The following is a 19,093-nucleotide window of genomic DNA, read 5'->3' as shown; positions in this document are numbered from 1 at the left end:
ACTTCAACGCGAAAGACCCGTCGCGGTTCCGCAACGGGCCATTTTGGGGAGGATATTCGATGCCGGCGTCAGGCGACCAGGTTGAGCCCGATGCCCCAAGGGTCGCGCAGCGATACGCCGCCGTCGCGCTTTTCCGTCTTGACTTCGTGCTGTTCCAGGGCGGCAACGGCCTTGTCCAGGGCCGCCTTGTCGTTGAAACGCAGCGTATAGTCGGAAAGGCCGGTCATATGCTCGGTGCGCATCCCGGCGCCGCGGCTGTTCCAGGTATTGGCTCCGAGATGATGGTGATAGCCGCCGGTCGCAAGGAAAGTGGCGCCGGGATAGCGCGCCGCCATGACCTTCATGCCGAGCACGTCGCGATAGAAGGCGTTCGCTTCGGCGACATCGCCGACCTGCAGGTGGATATGGCCGATGGCCGACCCTTCAGCCATGCCGTCCCAGCGATCCTGCGGGGCAGTTTCGTAAAGTTTCTGCAGATCGAGCCGGAGCGTGGCCATTTCGACTGTGCCGTCGCTGTGGAAGGTCCATTCCTCATGCGGCCGGTCGGCATAGATCTCGATACCGTTACCCTCCGGGTCGGATAGATATATGGCTTCGCTGACGATGTGATCGGAGGCGCCTTCCAGCACGACGTTGTTGTGGGCCGCGTGGCGAAGCCAGCGTGCAAGTTCGATGCGGCTCGGCATCAGAAAGGCGGTATGGAAAAGACCGGCCGCCGTCTTCGGCGCACGCGTTGCGGCCCGATCCGTCGTCAGCGTCAGAAGGGGATGGCCGGCGACACCCAGAACTTCGCCGCTCGCGGTCTTCTCGATCACCTTCAGGCCGAGCATGTCCTGATAAAAGCGCGACACGAGCGGCAGGTCGGTAACGACGAGATGGGATCCACCGACATAGGCGGGTCGAGTCAGGGCGTAGGAGGGGACGGTTTCGGTCATGGGATCAGTTTCAACCTCGATGGTCTTGAAAAGGCAACCGGCGTCGGCGGCTATGGCCGCCAATGGCGGGAGAGAGGTTTCGCCGGTTGATATGCCTCTTTGTTATCCTCGCGGCCCGCCGTACTTGCAAATGATATGGCGGATTTCGATTGTTCACAGAAGACCATAAATTGCGGATTGAGCGTTCTCTTTTCGTTGACGGGCTGCGCACGCGGCCATTTACGAAGATTGATCGCTGTGCTCGTTTGGCGCAGTTGTCTCCTTCTCTTTCTAATGCAAGGATCGGTCCCGGATTGAAACGGAAGCGGATGAAATGACCGAGTACCGAGGCATTCGCTGGGCTTACGATCGATATGAGATCATTGCGGACGGCATCGTCAATGGCATCGGCGTCGTCTTCGCTCTGATCGGCGCCACCGTATTGATCTTCTATGCTACGGTCTGGAGTTCCTACGGCGAAATCGCTGCCGCCTGGATCTATGGCGTCGGTCTGGTGCTGACGCTTGGAATGTCCTTCACCTACAATCTGTGGCCCGTATCCCGGACGAAATGGTTTCTTCGCCGCTTTGATCACTCTTTCATCTATGTCCTGATCGCCGCCACCTATACGCCTTTTCTGGAGCGCGGGTCCCAAGATCCGCTGCTCCTTGGCGTACTGATCGCCGTCTGGGTCTTTGCGGCGTTCGGTATCGTCCTGAAAGTTCTTTTTCCGGGACGCTTCGATCGGCTGGCGATCCTGCTTTATCTTGCAATGGGCTGGAGCGGCATCCTCGTTGCCAAGCCGGTCTCCATGCATATCCCGTTTGCCTCGATGCTGCTCATCGTCATCGGCGGCGTGATCTATTCGCTCGGCGTGATCTTCCATGTCTGGGAAAAGCTGCGTTTCCAGAATGCCATCTGGCACGGTTTCGTCGTTGCCGCCGCCGCCGTCCACTATTCGGCAGTACTGACCTGCTTCAGCCTGTCGCCGGAAAACTTTTGACGATCTCTGCCGTCGGCGTGCATTTCCTGGTCGAGCGCAGGCTGCGCACCAGACGCATGACGACGGCGTCGTAGCGATGCATGTCCGCCTTCGAATAGTCCATCTGGAAGAAGGCGGCTGCTCCGTTGCAGAGCGCGACGCCACGCACATAGACGATACGCCCCTGCTTCGTGCCGGAGAAGCTGATGCCGCGTGAATTCGATTTGGAGTAGGAAATCTTCCAGCCCTCGTCCCTTGCAAGGGCCACGCGCCCATTTGCTTCCGACGTAAAGTCCCCATTGGCGACCATTGTGCCGAAGACTTGCAGTGAGGCGGAGCGGTCCGCCGGCGACAGCGACAGCCGATCGGCATCGTTGGAAGGGGTCGCGAGATGGAATTCCGACGGCAGCTCGATCGCATAGCCCAAACCTGCATTGTCATAGGACCACCAGTCCGCGGCAAAGGCCGAGGCTGGTGAAAGGAGCAGGAGAGCGATCAGGCGGGCGAGCATTGCGGTTTCCGGGAGGCAAGGTCTGAAAATCGATCAAGATTAGCGCATTTTTTCAGCGCAAACTCCAGAGCGATTCAAGAAACTTGCGTATATTAGCGCTAATTCGTTACAGCTTCATTGCGAGCCATGCAGGATTGGCAGCGTAATCTGCGGCGGTGCGGCGTCCAGGCGGAAATTGCGAAGCCCGGACAGCCCGAGATTCCCTGCAACTTTTGCGGTCGTCGGCATGAAGAGCCGATTTCAGTGGTTTACATCCGGTTTTCCCCCGTCAGGACTTGAGGCGATGAACTCTTTCGCCTATCCCTTCAAGTCAACGCCGGCCTTGCCGGATCCCACGTGAACGTTCGCCAAGGGGGGGAGCATGGCCGCCGCCACTGCGGGCCTGACATTCCTGGCTCTATGCCTGCCCTTCCTTGGCGCAGTGATCGCGCCGGTTGCCGTTCGGCGGTTGGGTCATCATGCGGCTTGGCCTCTGGCCGTGGTTCCCGCCCTTGCCTTTCTGCATTTTTCCGGCTTCCTGCCGGTCGTCTCGTCCGGCCGCGTCGAACTCGGCGGCTTCGATTGGGCGCCAAGCCTCGATCTCAGATTTTCCTGGCTGATCGATGGCCTGTCGTTGACCTTCGCTTTGCTTGTTACCGGCATCGGCACGCTGATCGTTCTTTATACCGGCGGCTATCTGAAGGACCATGTCGATCTCGGACGCTTCTTCTCCTTCATCTTCCTTTTCATGGGCTCGATGCTCGGCCTCGTCGTCTCGGACAGCTTCCTGACGCTCTTGGTCTTTTGGGAACTGACCTCCATCACCTCCTTCCTGCTGATCGGCTTCGACCATCATCGGGAGGCGTCGCGCCGGGCGGCGCTGCAGGCGCTTGTCGTGACCGGCGGCGGCGGTCTGCTGCTGCTGGCAGGGCTGCTGCTGATCTGGCAGGTGACTGGGATCGGCTCGATGTCCGATCTCCTGAAATCCGGCGATGCCCTGCGCCTAAGCCCGCTCTATCTTGCGGCCCTCGTTCTTGTGCTCGGCGGCGCCTTCACGAAATCGGCGCAATTTCCCTTTCACTTCTGGCTGCCGAATGCCATGGAAGCGCCGACGCCCGTCTCGGCCTATCTGCACTCCGCGACCATGGTGAAGGCCGGCGTCTATCTTTTAATGCGGCTCAATCCGGTCATGGGCGGAACCATGGCCTGGCAGACGGTCCTGCCGGTCTTCGGTGCGGCGACCTTGCTTGTCGGCACCCTGCTTGCGATCCGCCAGACCGATCTGAAGCTGAAGCTTGCCTATACGACGATTTCCTCGCTTGGCCTGATGGTGATGCTGACAGGTTTCGGCACCGACTATGCCGTCGAAGCCGCCGTTCTCTATCTGGCGGCGCATTCGCTGTTCAAAGGCGCCCTGTTCATGGTCGCCGGCATCGTCGACCATGAGACGGGAACGCGGGACATCACCCGCTTGGGCGGACTGCGCTCCGCCATGCCGCTGACCTTTGCCGCGGCACTGCTCGCTGCCGTGTCGATGGGCGGCCTTCCGCCCGCTTTTGGGTTCCTTGCCAAGGAAGAGATTTACGCCGCGCTGGCGCAGGCATCGCCGGCCGCGATCGTCATGACGATCGTCGCCGTTGCCGGCAATGCGCTGATGTTCGCCATTGCCTTTGCCGTGGCGCTGAAGCCCTTCATGGGGTCACTTGTCGAGACGCCGCGCCACCCGCATGAGGCGCCGCCGCTGCTATGGCTCGGGCCGGTTACTCTCGCTCTTGTGGGCCTTCTGGCCGCTCTCTTTTCGGGCCTGTGGCATGATTATGTATCCTCGCCGATGGCAAGTGCCGTCGGCGGTAAAGGATTGAAGATATCGGTCTCGCTGGTCCCGCACATCGGCGTACCCCTTACGCTTTCGCTGGTCACCGTGCTGATCGGCATCGTCGTCTACTGGCAGCTTGCTCGTGCCCGCTTCCTGATGTCCGTCGTCCTGCGCGCCCTCGGCCCGGGGCCGGATCGGGGCTTCGACGGGTTCATTTCCGGGCTGGTGCGGCTGTCGCATGGTCTGTCGCGTCTTCTGCAGCCCGGACGGCTGGAAATCTACGTTACCGTCACCTTCCTCTGTTTGGCGGTGATGCTGCTGATCCCCCCTGTGGTTCACGGTGAACTGCCTGCCGTGCCGGTCTGGCCGAACCTGCAATGGCATGAGGCGGCCATCTTCCTGATCGCCATCATCGGCGTTGCCGCCGTCGTCTTCGCCCGAGACCGGCTGACGGCGATCGTCTCTCTCGGCATCCAGGGTTTTGCCGTTGCCGTCATCTTCCTGCTGTTCGGCGCGCCGGATCTATCGTTTACGCAGTTCATGGTGGAGACGCTTTCGGTCGTGATCCTGGCGCTTGTCATGACGCGCCTACGCCTTTCGCCATCCGACAGGCGTCCGCCGCTCGCCAGAATCGCCCATGCCGTGCTGGCGATCGCCTGCGGCATCGGCTTTGCGCTCCTCCTGATAAAGGTGACCCAGGCGCCTTTCGACCTGACGCTGACGGCCTTTTTCAATCGATATTCGAAGCTGATCGCGCATGGCGACAATGTGGTCAACGTCGTCATCGTCGACTTCCGCGGCACGGACACGCTCGGCGAGATCGCCGTCGTCGCCATGACCGGTCTCGCGATCCTGGCGTTGATCCGTATTCGCGCCGGCGGCGAGCGCAAGCTTGCGGCCAACGACCCCGATCTTGAGGAAAAGCCGGATATTGGCGACAGAATGGAGGCAAAGCGCTCATGAATACGCTGATCTTCCGCACCGCCGCGCCGTTTCTGACGGCCCTGATGCTGCTCTTCTCCGTCTTCGTGCTGCTGCGTGGCCATAACGAGCCCGGCGGCGGCTTTATAGGCGGCCTGATCGCAGCCTCGGCACTTGCGATCTATGGCATTGCCTGCGGTGTGACGGCGGTCCGGCGTGCCATCGTCTTTCATCCGCTGGCGATTGCCGGATTCGGCCTGTTCGCGGCGACCATCGCGGGTGCCGCGTCCGTCTTTTCGGGCGTGCCGTTCATGACCGGGCTATGGATCTACCCGCATCTGTTCGGCATCGAAGTGCCGCTCTCCACGGTCATGCTCTTCGATATCGGTGTCTATCTCGTCGTCGTCGGTGCCATCACTTCGATTGCGCTTGCGCTCGAAGAACGGGAGGTGGAGTGATGGAGGCAGTTTTTGCCATCGTCGTCGGCCTCTTCTTCTCGGCCGCCATCTATCTGATGCTGTCGCGATATTCGATCCGCATCATGCTCGGCGTCGCGATCCTCGGCAATGCCGTCAACCTGCTGCTGTTCACCGCCGGTCGCGTCACGCCCGAAGTGCCGCCCATCATACAGCAGGGGGCGAGCGGACTCGACAATGCCGCCGCCAATCCGTTGCCGCAGGCATTGATCCTGACGGCGATCGTGATCTCCTTTTCGTTCTTCGCCTTTCTGCTTGTTCTGACCTATCGGGCCTACCAGGACCTCAAGACCGACAATACGGGCGAGATGAAACTCGCCGAACCGGACGAGCGGCCGCTGCCGCCCTTGGGGTACTGACGTCATGGCTGGACCCACGGATACCGCATTCGACCTCTCCGACGCGCTGGTTGCCGCGCCGATACCGATGGCGCATTGGCTGGTCATATTGCCGGTCGCCTTGTGCATCGGGCTCGGCGCTCTTCTTCTGATGCTGCGCAACCGCACGCAATGGCATGCAGCGATCGCCATTCCCGGCCTGGTCCTGCTGGTGGTGATCGATGCCGCCTTGCTCTACAGGGTCGTCAGCGACGGAGCCGTGACGATGGTCATGGGGCGGTGGCTCCCGCCTTTCGGCATTGCCTTCAGTGTCGATATTTTCGGAGCACTCATGGCTTTGACGGCGGCGATCGCAGCACTTGCTGCGAGTGTCCATTCGCTCGGCGAAGTCACCGTGAGCAGCCGTCGATACGGCTTCTTTCCCTTTCTGATGCTGCTGTTGGCCGGTGTCAGCGGCGCCTTCCTGACGGGCGATGTTTTCAACCTCTATGTCTGGTTCGAGGTATTGCTGATCTCCTCCTTCGGGCTGCTGATCCTGGGTTCGGAACCGGAGCAGATCGACGGCGCGTTGAAATATGCCGTGCTGAACCTCATTGCCACAACGCTCTTTCTCGTCTCCGTCGGCTATCTCTACGCCGTATTCGGAACGCTCAACATGGCCGATATCGCCATGAAGGCGAGGGCGGGCGATAGTGCGCCGCTGATGACACTGACCGGCCTCTTCCTGCTGGCCTTCGGCATGAAGGCTGCCGCCTTCCCGGTCAATTTCTGGCTCCCGGCCTCCTATCACACGCCTCGCATCACCGTTTCGGCGTTGTTTGCCGGCCTGCTGACCAAGGTCGGGGTCTATGCGCTCATCAGGGTTCTGGTCATGCTTTTGCCGGTCGAGCGGGCAGGGCTCGGTCCGCTCGTTACCGTCATCGCAATGGCAACGATGCTTGTCGGTGTGGCGGGCGCGCTGGGCACAAACGATATCCGCCGTATGCTCGGCTATATCGTCATTTCAGGCATCGGCACGATGCTGGCGGGCGTGGCCGTCGGCAATGCCGAGGGCCTCGGCGGGGCGATCTTTTATGCGCTGCATTCGATGGTGCTGATGACCGCGCTTTATCTGGTCGCGGGGCAGGCGGCCCGGCTCGGCGGCGGTTTTTCGCTCACCGTCCTTGGCGGGCTCTATCGCCGCAGCGGCTGGTTTGCCGGCCTCTCCCTGGTGCTGTTCTTCGCCATCAGCGGCCTGCCGCCCTTTTCGGGCTTCTGGCCCAAGGTGCTGCTTGTCAAGGCGGCGCTGGCAACGGGTGCATGGTGGCTGGCCGCAACGATCCTGGCGACCGGTTTTCTGACGACGATCGTCTTTGGACGGGTGTTCCTGCTTGCCTACTGGCGTCCTGCCGCCGCCGACGCGATGGCGGCCGAGCCGATCGGATGGCAGACCGCCTTGCCGCTTCTTGGCCTTGCTATGCTTGTCGTGGGCTTCGGCCTGTTTCCGGAATGGCTCCTGCACCTGACGCAAGCCGCCGCCGCCGGCCTTGAGCAGCCATCGGCCTATCTGCAGTCCGTCTTCCCTGCGGCGGGAGGCGTCCAATGATCCTCTTTGTCCTCAATCTGCTGCTCGCCATCGTCTGGGTCGCCATCACCGGCAGCACCTCCTTCGTCAACCTGGTGTTCGGCTTCGTGCTGGCAGCGATTGCGCTGGCGATCGTTCGCTCGTCCTATGGCGGCGTGCTCTATCTCGTCCGTATCAGGCGGATTCTGGCGCTGCTGCTCTTGTTTGCCTGCGAGCTTGCCAAGTCGGCCTGGGCAGTCGCGGTGGCCGTCATGAGCCCTACGATGGATGTGAAACCCGGGATTTTCGCATTTCCGCTGACGGTCGACCGTGATTTTGAAATCACTCTGCTTGCCAATCTGATCACGCTGACGCCCGGCACCCTGTCCGTCGATGTTTCCGACGATCGCAAGGCGCTCTACGTGCACGCGCTCGATTGCTCCGATCCGGAGGCCATCCGGCGCAGCATTGCGGACGGTTTCGAGCGCCGCATCATGGAGGCTTTCCGATGATCGCCGCATCCGTTGTTTCGGCCGCTGTCATGGTGGCGCTCGGCATTCTGAGCATGGCGTTCCTGTTGACCGTCTATCGTGTCGTAGCCGGGCCGACACTGCCGGACAGGGTTCTTGCGCTCGACATGCTGGCCGCAATCGTCATCGGCTTCATTGCTGTCATCGCCATCAAGACCGGTTTCACCCTATATATCGATATAGCCATTTCGCTCGGTCTTGTCGGTTTTCTTGCCACTGTCGCCTTCGCGCGCTTCATCATGACGCAGGCGCAATCGAACACGATGGAACGGATCGGCGCCGAACAGAATGACGGCATCGCTGCCGAGAGCAGAAAGACGCGCAAGCACAGGCGAAAGAAGGGAGCCCGATAGTGGATATGCTTTGGGCCGTCATAGTAACGGCGCTTCTACTTTCGGGTGCGTTGTTCTCGCTTATCGCGGCAATCGGCATCGTGCGCCTCCCCGATCTCTATAGCCGCATGCATGCTGCGTCGAAGGCCGGCACGGTCGGCTCCGGCCTTTTGCTGCTTGCGGTCGGCATCCATTCGCAGGATATGTCGATTCTGGCGCGGGCATTGGCCGGATTCGTTTTTTTCGTGCTGACGGCGCCAATTGCCGCGCATCTTCTCGCGCGCGCGGCACACAAAGCAGGGCATCGGCTGACGCCGCCTTCAGTGCGAGACGAGCTGCTGTTACGGGAGCAAATTGCAAAACGAGGGTATAAAAAGAGAGGCTAACAAACGCGGAGATTGTTAACGAAGGAATAGCTGTTCGCGTTATTAGTTATCCGTTTTTTAATAGATGAATTTTTTGCGAAGAAATGTTGGGATTAAAAACTGGACATTTGGACAAAGAGTGCTAATTCAGATTCAAGTAGAGTTCTGATGTTGAGTTAGTCTCGACCGGTTTTAAGCTCTCGATGCTTTTATCTTTCCTTGATTAAAAGCTGAGCAAAACTTTCTTCCGGTAAGCGATTGGAGATTGCTATCGTGATCGCCAATTCTGACATCAGACAGCAAGGGGCGGTTTTCCCTCGTATGACATCTAGGGGTGGATTTCATGCGGTAAGAAATTTAGCGTTATGCACCGTTTTCTTGCTGGTGGCTGCTACGAATACGAGCAATGCGTTCGCGCGGATTGCTCGGCGCGGGGAGATTGTGAAATCAACAGATTTCCACGGCCAAGCGCAACTCATATAGCAAAGTTGTACCCTGCGCACTCCCAAGAGGCGCGGGCACAGCGGGCAAGCCGATGAACAGGAGAACACAATGACAGATGCGGCCCTTGGCAACGGGCAGGAGTTACTGGTTGAACTGACTGCCGATATCGTAGCGGCTTATGTCAGCAACCATGTCGTACCGGTCAGCGACCTTCCGAATTTGATTTCCGACGTACATTCCGCCTTGAGCAGCACCTCGGCTCCGGCACCCGCCGTAACCGTGGTCGAGAAGCAGAAGCCGGCCGTATCCGTCCGTAAATCCGTGCAGGATGATCAGATCACCTGCCTTGAATGTGGCGGCAGCTTCAAGTCGCTGAAGCGTCATCTCATGACCCATCACGGTCTCTCGCCGGAAGAATATCGCGAGAAGTGGGATCTGGCCGCCGACTACCCGATGGTGGCACCGGCCTATGCCGAAGCCCGTTCGCGCCTGGCAAAGGAAATGGGCCTCGGCCAGCGCCGCAAGCGCGGCGGCCGCTGAGAGTTCCGTCGCTGAGCTAGAGCAATTCCAGGAAAAGTGCCCAGCGCTTTTCCTTCCGGAATTGCGTAAAAACGAAGGGATGGAGCGTTTTCGCGATTCGAAGAAAAGCGGAAGGCTCCGAAGAAAACCCGGCTTGAAAGCCGGGTTTTGTCTGTATCTGCTGTCAAATGCGGAGCTTCAGGCCGCGGCTCTGATCCGGGCTTCCTCGCGAATGCGCTTGATCATCGAGCGCAATCCGTTGGCGCGCTGCGAGGAGAGATGCTCGACCAGGCCGATTTTTCCGAAGACGTCGAGCGCATCGAGGGCGGCAATTTCCGAAGCTGGTTTTCCGGAATAGGTTGCCATGACGATCGCCACCAGTCCGCGCACGATATGCGCGTCTGAATCGCCTTCAAAGGTCAATATCGGATTATCCGGATCGCCAGATGCATGCGTGACGAGCCAGACCTGGCTTGCGCAGCCCTGCACCTTGTTTTCCAGCGTCCGCTTCTCCTCGGGTAGATCCGGCAGCGCCTTTCCGAGTTCGATCACGTAGCGATAGCGGTCCTCCCATTCGTCCAGGAAGGAGAAGTCCTCGATAATCTTGTCAAGCGGTGTCATTGCGGCAGTCCAGATTGTCCATTGTCTTGCATATAGGCGAAACGGGCCGCGATTTGAACCCGCGACGGCAAAGAACGCCGACGACCGTGAGAGGCCTGCGGCGTCGAAGTCGGGTCGATGGAAAACCGTCAGATGCGGGGGCGGGGCGTCGGCAGCGGAATAGAGGACGGCAGCTTGACGGTGCCGGTAACGACCACGTCGGCCGTTTCAGGGCTGATCGTGCGTTTGGCTGGCAGCGGCTGGGTCATGGCGGCCACCTGATCGGTGCTTGCACGCATAGCCGGTGCGGCATCGGCCCGGGCATTCGAAGATTGATCCTTAAAGTGGCGGCCGAGCATGTCGTAGGCAACGCGGGCGCCGTCGCCGACCTGATAGCCGAGCGCCGTCAGCGTTTCGCCGCCCTTGAGGCAGACATCCGGCTTCTCGGTGCACATGGCGCCGACATATTGGACGACACCAGAGGCGGCTGAAATTGCATCGGAAACCTGCACCGCCGGCTCGCCGCCCGGCCGAGGCCCGCCCTCGGGCTTTGCAAAGATCGGCAGGAACATGAGGACCAGCGAAAACCAGAACCCTGCTCTAATCAGAAACCACATTGCCTAGCCCATCCTATCCTGTCATTCGGCTCGATCGCCGATTCGGACTTGCCCGCCCGATCCGGTTCGGACCCTATCCGGCAGAGGACAACAGCGCTTTTCAAAACTCGGCAGCATTTTCTGCGAATTTGATTCAAATTTTAGCTTTCCGACTTTGATCAGCATTTGGTTCGAATTGTAGCGATTGATGTTAAGCATGTCTCGCGCGATGCTGTTGATATGCAGGGCTTTGCGGCTGCAAGCCTCGTGGCAAAAGTTAACGCGCGGCGGAAATACGAATAAAATCCGTTGCTTACCCGCTGTTAACCACAAAAAACAAAGGTCTCGCATTCTGCGCCAAAACGGGATTTCGAAGCCTTTTCGGCCGGCCGGCGTGTTCTTTCTTTATTCTTTCCTTAAGCCCGCCGGGCCTATTGTGCAGCCGATAAGTGACCGTTTTGACGGATTGTGGCGTGCGCGTATTGAGTGACATTTCTGTCCGGGCAGGAGCCCTCGTGGACCGGGTGGGCCGAAGCTGGCTTTCCCGGACGAGCGGGAATGGCGAGGTCCGCGGACAGGAACTGGCGATCCTGCGCCGGCTCGCGCTTTTCTCTTCCGTCGCACTATTTGCTGTTCCGGTAGGCCTCTCCTTTGTCACCAGTCCGGCCGTGGCTTTGCCCGCCGGTGTCGCGACGGTCTGCGCCGCCTTTCTGTTTTCAGCCGTGGGCAGCATCGCGCTGTCGCGTCAGCGGCCCGCTTCCCGTCCTTCGGAGGCGCTCGTCGTCGAACACCGTGACCTGATGCTGGAAGCGGCCTTCGGCCTGGTCCTGCTGCTCGATCCCCAAGGCAATGTGGCGACCGTGGGTGGCCGTGACCGTATGGAGTTCCTGAGCTGGATGCGCGATCCCACAGGCCGCGGTTTCGTCGAGCAGGTCCATGTTTCCGACCGGATTGTCTTCCTGCAGGCGATCGACGTGCTTCGTCAGGGCCGGGATACCTACAGCGCCGATTTGCGCCTTGAGCGTTCGGCGGTTGCCGGCGGCCACGAGCAATTCGTCCATGTCCGCATGGAACTGACCGCCCGCCGTGATGGCGAGGGCTGCCTGACGGCGATCGTGAGCCAGCTGCGCGATATCTCGCAGGATCAGCAGCTTCGCGAGGATGCGGCGCGCAAGGCGGCCGAAGCGGAATCGGCCAATGATGCCAAGTCGCGTTTCCTGGCGGCCGTTAGCCATGAGCTGCGCACGCCGCTCAATGCGATCCTGGGCTTCTCGGATATTCTCAGCGGCGAATATTTCGGCAAGTTGGAAAACGACCGCCAGCGCGAATATGTCGGCCTCATCCGACAGTCGGGCGCGCATCTCTTGTCGGTGGTCAACACCATGCTCGACATGAGCAAGATCGAGGCTGGCCGCTATGAGCTGCTGCTCGAATCCTTCGCGATCGAGGACACCATCGCGACCTGCGAAGCGATGCTGGGGCTGCAGGCGAAGGAAAAGGGGCTGACGCTCACGAGCCGGATCCAGCGCGGTCTCGGCGAGATCGTTGCCGACCAGCGGGCGATCCAGCAGATCCTGATCAACCTCGTCGGCAACGCCATCAAGTTCACCGACGCCGGCGGCGCGATCACCATCGACGCGGCTCTGGCCGACGGCATGCTGAAGCTGTCGATCGGCGACACGGGGATCGGCATTGCGAGCGAGCAGCTGGCGTCGCTCGGACAACCCTTCGTACAGATCCAGAACGATTACACGCGTCGTTACGCGGGTACCGGTCTTGGCCTGTCGCTGGTCAAGGGTCTCGTCGGCCTGCATGGCGGAAACTTCTCGATCGCAAGCGCCCCAGGTGAGGGAACCGTCATCACCATCCTCATTCCGTTCGACGGCTCGGGCGCCGTAGCAATGCAGCAGCCTGTGGATGTCAACAGCCCCGTCGATTTTCCGCCGCGTCTGAAACATACTGTGGAGATGGATGAAGGGCGAAACAAGGAACCGATGAATGGCCCCGCAAAAGCGAAAATCGCCTAAAGGAAGAGGAAAGGGCAAGCGCAAGCAGCCCGGTCTCGCTTCCCGCGGAGCGGTTGCCCTGGGCAGCCTCAGCCTGCGCGGCAGCACCGCGCTGGGCGGCCTTGGCCTTCGCGGTGCGGGTGCGCTCGCCGCTTTTATTGGCGGAGCGGTCGGTCGCAATCCGGCCATTGCAGGCGGTTTTGCCCTCTTTTTCGGAGTTTTCGGCTTCGTGACCGCCAATGCGCTCTGGTATCAGACCGGCGCGCATCCGTCGCCCATTCTGCGCACGCGTGATCCCGGCGCTCCCTACCAGATTCCAGGCCGCAAATCGTTTCTGCATGCGCAGGCGGATGCCGGCAACGTCACCACGTTCCGGATTGAACGGCAGGATTCCGCCTCCGATCCCGCCACATCCCCATCGGCCGCCGCGACGGCACAACCGTCCACCGCTCCGTCCAAGCTGGTTGCCGATGTGCAGGCGGAACTGATCCGTCACGGCCTTTACGATGGCATTGCCGATGGCAAGCCGGGATCGCGCACGACATCGGCCATTCTCTTCTTCCAGGAGGCGTCGGGACTTGCGCAGACCGGTGTGCCGACGCCGGAGCTTCTGGCGGCTCTGAGGGCCAGCAATGCCGCCAGTGCACCGCAGCCAAGCGGCAGAGCGAATACGGCAGCCGTCGTTCCCGCCGTGCGCCCCGTCAATGTTTCCGCAACGGCGGACGCGATCGATCCGGTTGCGGCCGCAATCCAGAATGCCGACAAGAACATGAAGACCGGCGCTGTCGCCGTAAAAGCTGCGCCGGGCGACGCGGTCAACAAGCTCAATATGGTCATGCAGATCCAGAAGGGCCTGAGCAATATCGCCTACAGCAATGTCAGCATCGACGGTGTCGCCGGAGAGCAGACGAAGGCGGCCATCCGCCGCTTCCAGAAACACTATCGCCTGCCGGAAACCGGCGAACCGAACATGGCTGTCCTCAAGAAGCTGCAGGATATCGGCGCACTTTGAGGCTTGCCCTGCAAGCGCTTGGCGTTATTGCGGCATACATGTCATGGCGTCTTCAATTGCCTTGGCGCGCCCGCGCCGTTATAGCTCGCATATGAGATTGCGCAGCGACATCTTTGTTTCCGCTCTTGTCCGCCGCCTGTTCGCCCGTGGCGATTTTGCCGCGGTCGAGCGGAAGGGTGAGGAGCAGGCGGGCGCGATCTTCATTCGTCAGCGCTTCCGTGACGGATCGGAGACCCTTTATGCGCCCGCGCCGCAAAGCCTCTTTGATGAGGAAGAGAGCGGGACGCGGCTCTTCGAAATCCGCATCGACGGCAAGGATCCTCAGGAAATCCGTGACACCCTCGAGCGGGAGCTGAAGTTCGATCCGGATTTGTGGATCGTCGAGCTGGAGACGGACGATATCGTCGATATCGTCCCTTTAGCCGGTTTACGCGCCAATCCGCTGGATTGAGCCGTCTCTACCGACGGTTTGCCACGCGCAATTCGCGGACAGGCCCCGATTTCGGCCCGAACAGCGGTACTGCAGGACGCTGGGCGGACGTTTCCTGTGGCAGATAGGTGTAGCTGTCGGCGCGGCGCCAAGCCTCGATACGGCCCTGGCTCTCTTCAGCGTCGATATCGTCGAGCACCAGCCATGCCCGGCTGACGCTCCCATGCCGTTCGGCCAGATGCGGGTAGAAGCGCTCAAGTGAGTAGACGGCATCGGCAATGCCCATGCCGAGGCTGACAAGCGTGACGGCGAGCTGTTGCCCCGACGTGTCGAGCAGGATGCGTTCCGCCAGCCAATAGCTGGAGGAAAGCGCGTCGGCGAGCGTCGTTGCAAATTGCACCGCGTTGCGCTCGCGCGCAAAGCGGACAAGCAGTGCTTCCTGCGTTTCGCTGAGGCTGCGCAGGCCAAGCCGGTCGTTGTCGTCGCGGGCCAGATGGCGGGCGGCCTGCTTGATCTGCTGGCGCAAGACCTCGTCGCGTGACAGCCGTTCGGTTTCCGTCGTTTCCGCCTGTGGCGGAATGGTATCCGCCCGCTGCTCCGGCATCGTCATGCCGCGTTCCGGCTCGGCCTGGTGCAGGTCGACGAGCGCGTCGATGACCTTGGGGGAGAGGGAAGATCGGCGAACGATCGCCCGTGCATGGGCGGCCCCTTGTGTTCGGGCGATCGTGATGAGCGTATCGTCATCGATCGCCTGCGAGCTTGTGAGGAAGGGGGCGGCGATGGCGATCGGCTGACAGCCGATGAACAGGGCCACGGCCTGTGGCACCGTCTCGCATTGGGAAAGGGCAGCAACTGCTTGTCGCTTCGCCTCGTCCGAAGATGCTTGGAAAACCGGGGTGAAAAGCTCGGCGAACTGGCGAAGCTCCGATTTGGACGGATGGTTCATGCCTTCGAAACTGGTGATCGTCGCCATCAGAACCACGTCCTTCTTACGGACAGCCGCAGGCTCTTCAAGGTCTCGAAACCGGTCACGCACGCCAACACCCATACTGATACGCTGAACAAAAAAGCAGGGAGCCGGATGGCCAACCGCGGAACCCGCAGCACCTCGCTCCTATCAGCCCTTTCGATAAAGAGGGCATCCGCGGTGGCGATTGTCGAAACGGGTTTGGACACGGTCGTCCTTATCTGGCTTTCGCGAAAGACTAAGGCCGCCAGGGTTAATGGTTCGTGAAAACTCTATTAAAATCCGAATAAAAATTGCCCGTTAAGCTTGCGCCCACACGCGCCCAAAATGAAATTCAATCTAAAGGTGCATGCTGAAAGAAAGCGAAGGCGATGCTGGTCACGCTTGCCAAGCGGATATCAGGCTCCGGCCGGTCTTTGCACGTGAATGGGAAAATGTCTCAGAGGCCCTTATGCTCGCGCAGGGCCGCGAGCAGCTTTTCCGAAGTATTGTAGCCGGATTGAAAAAGGCCGATAGCTGCGGTGGCTGCGAACTGTGCTTCCGCACTTTTTATGTCGATCCGCTTTTCAAGGCACCATCGGTCCAACGCATCGCGCAGGACCGTGACATCCTCTGGAGAAAAGACGGAACTTCTCGCCGCCAACATCGGTCGCCCTCTGAATTGCAGCCTTACAATACGTTAATTTTTCGCGACGGCAAATAATATTTGCGTGACGCTTTTTTGCAACGCGACCGCCGATTGACGCATCGCCTCCGATGCCGGCATTCTGCATAGGGCCATGATATTGTTTAATTTTATAGCGAGCTCCGCTTTTTGAATTTTTCCGTGGATGATGAAACTAAAGCCGCCGTCGGAGCGTTAATAGCGCATGATGTCTCATGCCAAGGATGACGAGCGACGAGAATTAGCATTCTGTTAACTGCGGTGTGTATGAATTCCGGGTGTAAGCAGCGATTGGCAGAATGTGATCGAGTGTGAAGGCCGCATGGAAGCCGGGATCGGCGCCCGTGCCACGGTGTTTGAGGAAAGCCGTGAGAAGGCGTGGATGTCCTTGTCCCTACCAGGAGAAATGGTTGGGATCGAGGGGCGACGCTAGCCCGCTTCAGCGGCGGGCAGGGTGAAATCAAGTCGTAAGTTCATCCGTCTCGAGACGTAAATGGAGACGAGAATGGCAAAGATCATATCTCTTTCGGATTGGCGATTGCGCATGCCGCCGCGCGCCCAGAAGGAGCCGGTGGAAGCGAAGATACTTTTATTCACCGGCGTACGCTACGAGCATCTCGACACACCCACCCACCGCCCCGGAACAGGACCGAAGCGGGCTAAGGGAAAGTAGCGTGACCAAACATATCTGAGGAACGCCGCGCCGGCGCCCGCCAATCGGTTGCCGCTGCATCACTGCGGTCTCTGATCGGCGCGGCATGCTGGATCGTCCCGCCCCGCCGCCTCCGCACCTGTTAACTCAGGTGGTGTCTCTAAATCTCGTCCGTGTATTCCAGTATTGTCGAAATTCAACCATTGTCGAATTCATCGCACCCGGCTTCCGAAAGGAATTCGCGCGCGGCTGCGTCGAAGCTAGCCTGCGGCGCCATCGTACGCAGCACCGCGTAGCCTTGGCTGCGTGGTACTTCCACCAGGATCGATTGGGCTAGCGCCGGGGGTAGTGCTTTGCGTATGCCGGTCAACTGGACGGGAGATGCCAGCAGCAAATCGAGCGCACCGCCGACCGAAGTACGGTCGCTCATGCTGAATACCTCGTTGGATGCGGCGTCATAGACGGCAAGCGACCAGAACGGCACCTTTCCCTTGGCGGTCAGATGAACTGGTTTGTCCTCGATGTCGAAGGCACAGACGGCGGTACGCATATAGGGGTCCGTGTTGGAAAGCCCTGCATCGTCGTCCTTGTCGTCGAGCATGTAGAAATGGTTCTCGTCACCCTCGTCCGATACCCGCGTATAGGCGTCGCGGTCGGAAAAATGCGGCAGCGACAGGATGATGACGATATGCAACAGCGCGGCGCCGAACAGACCGGTCAGTATCGCGAAGACAAGTCTAAACATTGCCGCACCCGATCTTTTCGAGTTTCGGCATGCCGAGATCGATCAGGCCGGAATTGCTGGCCGCCGGTGAATCCAGCAGCGTCCAGACCAGCCGGAAATTGCCGGCCTGCGGCAAGGCGAGCCAGTTGCCTGCCTGCGCGCTGCGTGAAACCGTAATGCTGAAGGTCGAATCCGGATTGCGCAGCACGACCCAGGAATTGATCGTGGAAGGACGCCCCGCAGCCCCTTCGATCGGTTCGCCGTCATTGCCCGCGATGAACAGGGTCCAGAGCCTGGCCGGCGGTGTCTGGCCGCTGATGCGGTAGCTGCAGTTTGCCGTCAAACGCCCCCCGGCATCGTCCTCGGAAGCGGTGAATACAAGCCCTTCCGCCGTGCCGTAAAGCAGCCGTCCCGCACGCGCTCTATGGGATTTCGCATAAGGATCAGCATCCGCCGTCTGCATTTCCGGAAAGGCCTGCCATGCGCCGAGCTTGATCGCGCCGAAGCCGGATGTGGCATCCAGCGCCAGAAGCGTGAACACGATCCCGCCGCCAAAGGCGATGACAAGCGAAAGCGCAACAAGAAGGGGAACTCGGAACACCCTGGGATCGTCCTCGTGACAAATCAGTGTCGATTTATTCCTGATTCTGCCGATAGGGGAAAGGGCAGGGCGCGCTAGGGCTGCTGCCATGGAGGATGCGATCGTCGGGCGGGCCAGGCGGTTTGCGGCCGAAACGCCCGCCGGACTCGTATCATTGGCCGTTTGGTCGGCCTTGATGTTACGCGGCGGGCCGGCTGATATTTTCGTTGGAAAAAGGCCTGGAGGACGCTTCCGCATCCTTCGGCCTTCTTTTTCCCCGGGGCATGATTTCTATTTTGCCGTTGCCACTTTCTGCGCGCCGAGCGGTGTCGCGGCCTTCAACTTTTCACCGATGTCGCGCAGGATATTCGTGGAGTCCACCGAAAGCGAGCGCGGCCGCACCAGCGGCGGCGGGCCGCCACCGGCGGGATCGGCGGGCTTCTTGGCGGCGACGGTCTGCGGCTTCTGCACCGGAAACGGGTTGGCGATGCCGGGGATCGGTTTCAGCACGATGCCCTGATTGGCGTAATCCATGATCTTCTTGAAGGTCATGGCCGGCAGCGTGCCGCCGGTCATGTTGTTGGTGGAGGTGTAGTCGTCATTGCCGAACCAGACGGCGCAGGTGTAGTTGCCGGTAAAACCGATGAACCAGGCGTCGCGGTAGGCCTGCGTCGTGCCGGTCTTGCCGCCGACGACGATGCCGTTGTCGAGGGCTGCCTTGCGGCCTGTGCCGATGATCGGAACCTGCGTCAGCATCTGGTTCATATAGGAAGTGGCTTTTTCACTGAGGACGCGCTTGGCAGGCGCCTCGTCGCGACTGAAATCGTAAAGCACCTTGCCGTCATAACCGGTGATCTGCTCGATGCCGTGACGGCGCGACTGCATGCCGTCGGCGGGGAAGACCGCATAGGCGGTCGCCTGGTCGAGAACCGTCACTTCAGACGTGCCGATCGGAATGGTTTTGTCGTTGCGGATCGGCGTTTCCACGCCCATGGCCTTCGCCATCTCGCGAATGGGCTGAATGCCGAATTTCTCCTTGGCCAGACGCACGGGGATCGTGTTGATAGACTGAGTGAGCGCCTGGGTAAGCGTCACCTTGCCCTCATAGCGATTCTCGTAATTGTGCGGGCTCCAGTTACCCCAGCTGATCGGCGCATCGACGATGGTGGATGTCGGCGTCATGCCGTTCTCC

The 19,093-nt window shown here is 60.2% G+C and carries 22 protein-coding genes; 13 read left to right on the top strand and 9 right to left on the bottom strand.

Annotated features, from left to right (window positions below; genetic code table 11):
- Window positions 1-68: 68 nt before the first annotated feature.
- Window positions 69-935, bottom strand: a complete 867-nt coding sequence (locus Q4Q11_RS18965) for a VOC family protein (RefSeq protein ID WP_498570478.1) — start codon at window positions 933-935, stop codon at window positions 69-71.
- 313 nt (window positions 936-1,248) lie between these two features.
- Here Q4Q11_RS18965 and trhA point away from each other — a divergent pair, with 313 nt between their 5' ends.
- Complete coding sequence (trhA, locus tag Q4Q11_RS18960; protein WP_112513350.1) at window positions 1,249-1,917, top strand: PAQR family membrane homeostasis protein TrhA; 669 nt, start codon at window positions 1,249-1,251, stop codon at window positions 1,915-1,917.
- Here the strand turns inward: trhA and Q4Q11_RS18955 are convergent.
- Entirely contained in the window at window positions 1,892-2,407 is a 516-nt protein-coding gene (locus Q4Q11_RS18955) for a hypothetical protein (protein WP_498570477.1), read from the bottom strand. The genes trhA and Q4Q11_RS18955 overlap by 26 nt on opposite strands.
- 361 nt (window positions 2,408-2,768) lie before the next feature.
- Between Q4Q11_RS18955 and Q4Q11_RS18950 the strand changes: the two genes are divergently transcribed.
- From Q4Q11_RS18950 to Q4Q11_RS18915, 8 genes are all read left to right on the top strand, one after another.
- Entirely contained in the window at window positions 2,769-5,165 is a 2,397-nt protein-coding gene (locus Q4Q11_RS18950; RefSeq protein ID WP_498570476.1) for a putative monovalent cation/H+ antiporter subunit A, read from the top strand.
- On the top strand, window positions 5,162-5,581 hold the full coding sequence (locus Q4Q11_RS18945) for a Na+/H+ antiporter subunit B (RefSeq protein WP_498570475.1): 420 nt from the start codon (window positions 5,162-5,164) through the stop codon (window positions 5,579-5,581). Before Q4Q11_RS18950 ends, Q4Q11_RS18945 begins: the two co-directional genes overlap by 4 nt.
- A complete protein-coding gene (locus Q4Q11_RS18940; protein ID WP_112512815.1) occupies window positions 5,581-5,958 on the top strand; it encodes a Na+/H+ antiporter subunit C in 378 nt (125 codons plus the stop codon). Before Q4Q11_RS18945 ends, Q4Q11_RS18940 begins: the two co-directional genes overlap by 1 nt.
- A 4-nt stretch (window positions 5,959-5,962) precedes the next feature.
- Window positions 5,963-7,522 carry a Na+/H+ antiporter subunit D gene (locus Q4Q11_RS18935; RefSeq protein ID WP_498570474.1) on the top strand — a complete coding sequence of 520 codons (1,560 nt, stop codon included), beginning with the start codon at window positions 5,963-5,965 and terminating at the stop codon, window positions 7,520-7,522.
- Window positions 7,519-7,992: a Na+/H+ antiporter subunit E gene (locus Q4Q11_RS18930; RefSeq protein ID WP_498570473.1), complete on the top strand. Its 474-nt coding sequence runs from the start codon at window positions 7,519-7,521 to the stop codon at window positions 7,990-7,992. Before Q4Q11_RS18935 ends, Q4Q11_RS18930 begins: the two co-directional genes overlap by 4 nt.
- Window positions 7,989-8,363 carry a cation:proton antiporter gene (locus Q4Q11_RS18925; RefSeq protein ID WP_498570472.1) on the top strand — a complete coding sequence of 125 codons (375 nt, stop codon included), beginning with the start codon at window positions 7,989-7,991 and terminating at the stop codon, window positions 8,361-8,363. Before Q4Q11_RS18930 ends, Q4Q11_RS18925 begins: the two co-directional genes overlap by 4 nt.
- A 5-nt stretch (window positions 8,364-8,368) precedes the next feature.
- The gene (gene mnhG, locus Q4Q11_RS18920) at window positions 8,369-8,728 is read left to right on the top strand and encodes a monovalent cation/H(+) antiporter subunit G (protein ID WP_498570488.1); all 360 of its coding nucleotides are present in this window, start codon (window positions 8,369-8,371) and stop codon (window positions 8,726-8,728) included.
- Window positions 8,729-9,259: 531 nt separating this feature from the next.
- A complete protein-coding gene (locus tag Q4Q11_RS18915; RefSeq protein WP_112512820.1) occupies window positions 9,260-9,691 on the top strand; it encodes a Ros/MucR family transcriptional regulator in 432 nt (143 codons plus the stop codon).
- 177 nt (window positions 9,692-9,868) lie between these two features.
- Here Q4Q11_RS18915 and Q4Q11_RS18910 read toward each other — a convergent pair whose 3' ends face one another.
- On the bottom strand, window positions 9,869-10,291 hold the full coding sequence (locus tag Q4Q11_RS18910) for a SufE family protein (protein ID WP_498570471.1): 423 nt from the start codon (window positions 10,289-10,291) through the stop codon (window positions 9,869-9,871).
- A gap of 128 nt (window positions 10,292-10,419) precedes the next feature.
- The gene (locus Q4Q11_RS18905) at window positions 10,420-10,887 is read right to left on the bottom strand and encodes a DUF5330 domain-containing protein (RefSeq protein WP_113217563.1); all 468 of its coding nucleotides are present in this window, start codon (window positions 10,885-10,887) and stop codon (window positions 10,420-10,422) included.
- 452 nt (window positions 10,888-11,339) lie between these two features.
- Here Q4Q11_RS18905 and Q4Q11_RS18900 point away from each other — a divergent pair, with 452 nt between their 5' ends.
- The 3 genes from Q4Q11_RS18900 (at window position 11,340) to Q4Q11_RS18890 (ending at window position 14,335) form a co-directional block, all read left to right on the top strand.
- Window positions 11,340-12,893 carry an ATP-binding protein gene (locus tag Q4Q11_RS18900; protein ID WP_112512823.1) on the top strand — a complete coding sequence of 518 codons (1,554 nt, stop codon included), beginning with the start codon at window positions 11,340-11,342 and terminating at the stop codon, window positions 12,891-12,893.
- On the top strand, window positions 12,865-13,884 hold the full coding sequence (locus Q4Q11_RS18895; protein ID WP_498570470.1) for a peptidoglycan-binding domain-containing protein: 1,020 nt from the start codon (window positions 12,865-12,867) through the stop codon (window positions 13,882-13,884). The genes Q4Q11_RS18900 and Q4Q11_RS18895 overlap by 29 nt, the downstream gene beginning before the upstream one ends.
- 91 nt (window positions 13,885-13,975) lie before the next feature.
- Complete coding sequence (locus tag Q4Q11_RS18890; protein WP_498570487.1) at window positions 13,976-14,335, top strand: DUF1491 family protein; 360 nt, start codon at window positions 13,976-13,978, stop codon at window positions 14,333-14,335.
- Between the two features lie 7 nt (window positions 14,336-14,342).
- Here Q4Q11_RS18890 and Q4Q11_RS18885 read toward each other — a convergent pair whose 3' ends face one another.
- The gene (locus tag Q4Q11_RS18885; RefSeq protein ID WP_498570469.1) at window positions 14,343-15,350 is read right to left on the bottom strand and encodes a DUF2336 domain-containing protein; all 1,008 of its coding nucleotides are present in this window, start codon (window positions 15,348-15,350) and stop codon (window positions 14,343-14,345) included.
- Window positions 15,351-15,720: 370 nt separating this feature from the next.
- Window positions 15,721-15,927 carry a hypothetical protein gene (locus Q4Q11_RS18880; protein ID WP_113217567.1) on the bottom strand — a complete coding sequence of 69 codons (207 nt, stop codon included), beginning with the start codon at window positions 15,925-15,927 and terminating at the stop codon, window positions 15,721-15,723.
- Between the two features lie 523 nt (window positions 15,928-16,450).
- On the opposite strand from Q4Q11_RS18880, the gene Q4Q11_RS18875 reads away from it, so the two are divergent.
- Window positions 16,451-16,618, top strand: a complete 168-nt coding sequence (locus Q4Q11_RS18875) for a hypothetical protein (protein WP_498570468.1) — start codon at window positions 16,451-16,453, stop codon at window positions 16,616-16,618.
- A 175-nt stretch (window positions 16,619-16,793) separates the two neighbouring features.
- On the opposite strand, the gene Q4Q11_RS18870 is transcribed toward Q4Q11_RS18875, so the two are convergent.
- From Q4Q11_RS18870 to Q4Q11_RS18860, 3 genes are all read right to left on the bottom strand, one after another.
- Window positions 16,794-17,342 carry a DUF1254 domain-containing protein gene (locus tag Q4Q11_RS18870; RefSeq protein ID WP_498570467.1) on the bottom strand — a complete coding sequence of 183 codons (549 nt, stop codon included), beginning with the start codon at window positions 17,340-17,342 and terminating at the stop codon, window positions 16,794-16,796.
- Complete coding sequence (locus Q4Q11_RS18865; protein ID WP_112512837.1) at window positions 17,335-17,922, bottom strand: DUF1214 domain-containing protein; 588 nt, start codon at window positions 17,920-17,922, stop codon at window positions 17,335-17,337. The genes Q4Q11_RS18870 and Q4Q11_RS18865 overlap by 8 nt, the downstream gene beginning before the upstream one ends.
- 270 nt (window positions 17,923-18,192) lie before the next feature.
- On the bottom strand, window positions 18,193-19,093 hold a 901-nt coding region (locus Q4Q11_RS18860; protein WP_498570466.1), incomplete at its 5' end, for a transglycosylase domain-containing protein.

This window comes from Rhizobium sp. UFLA01-1127 (genome assembly GCF_059803845.1).
This window is presented reverse-complemented; position numbering and strand designations above follow the sequence as displayed.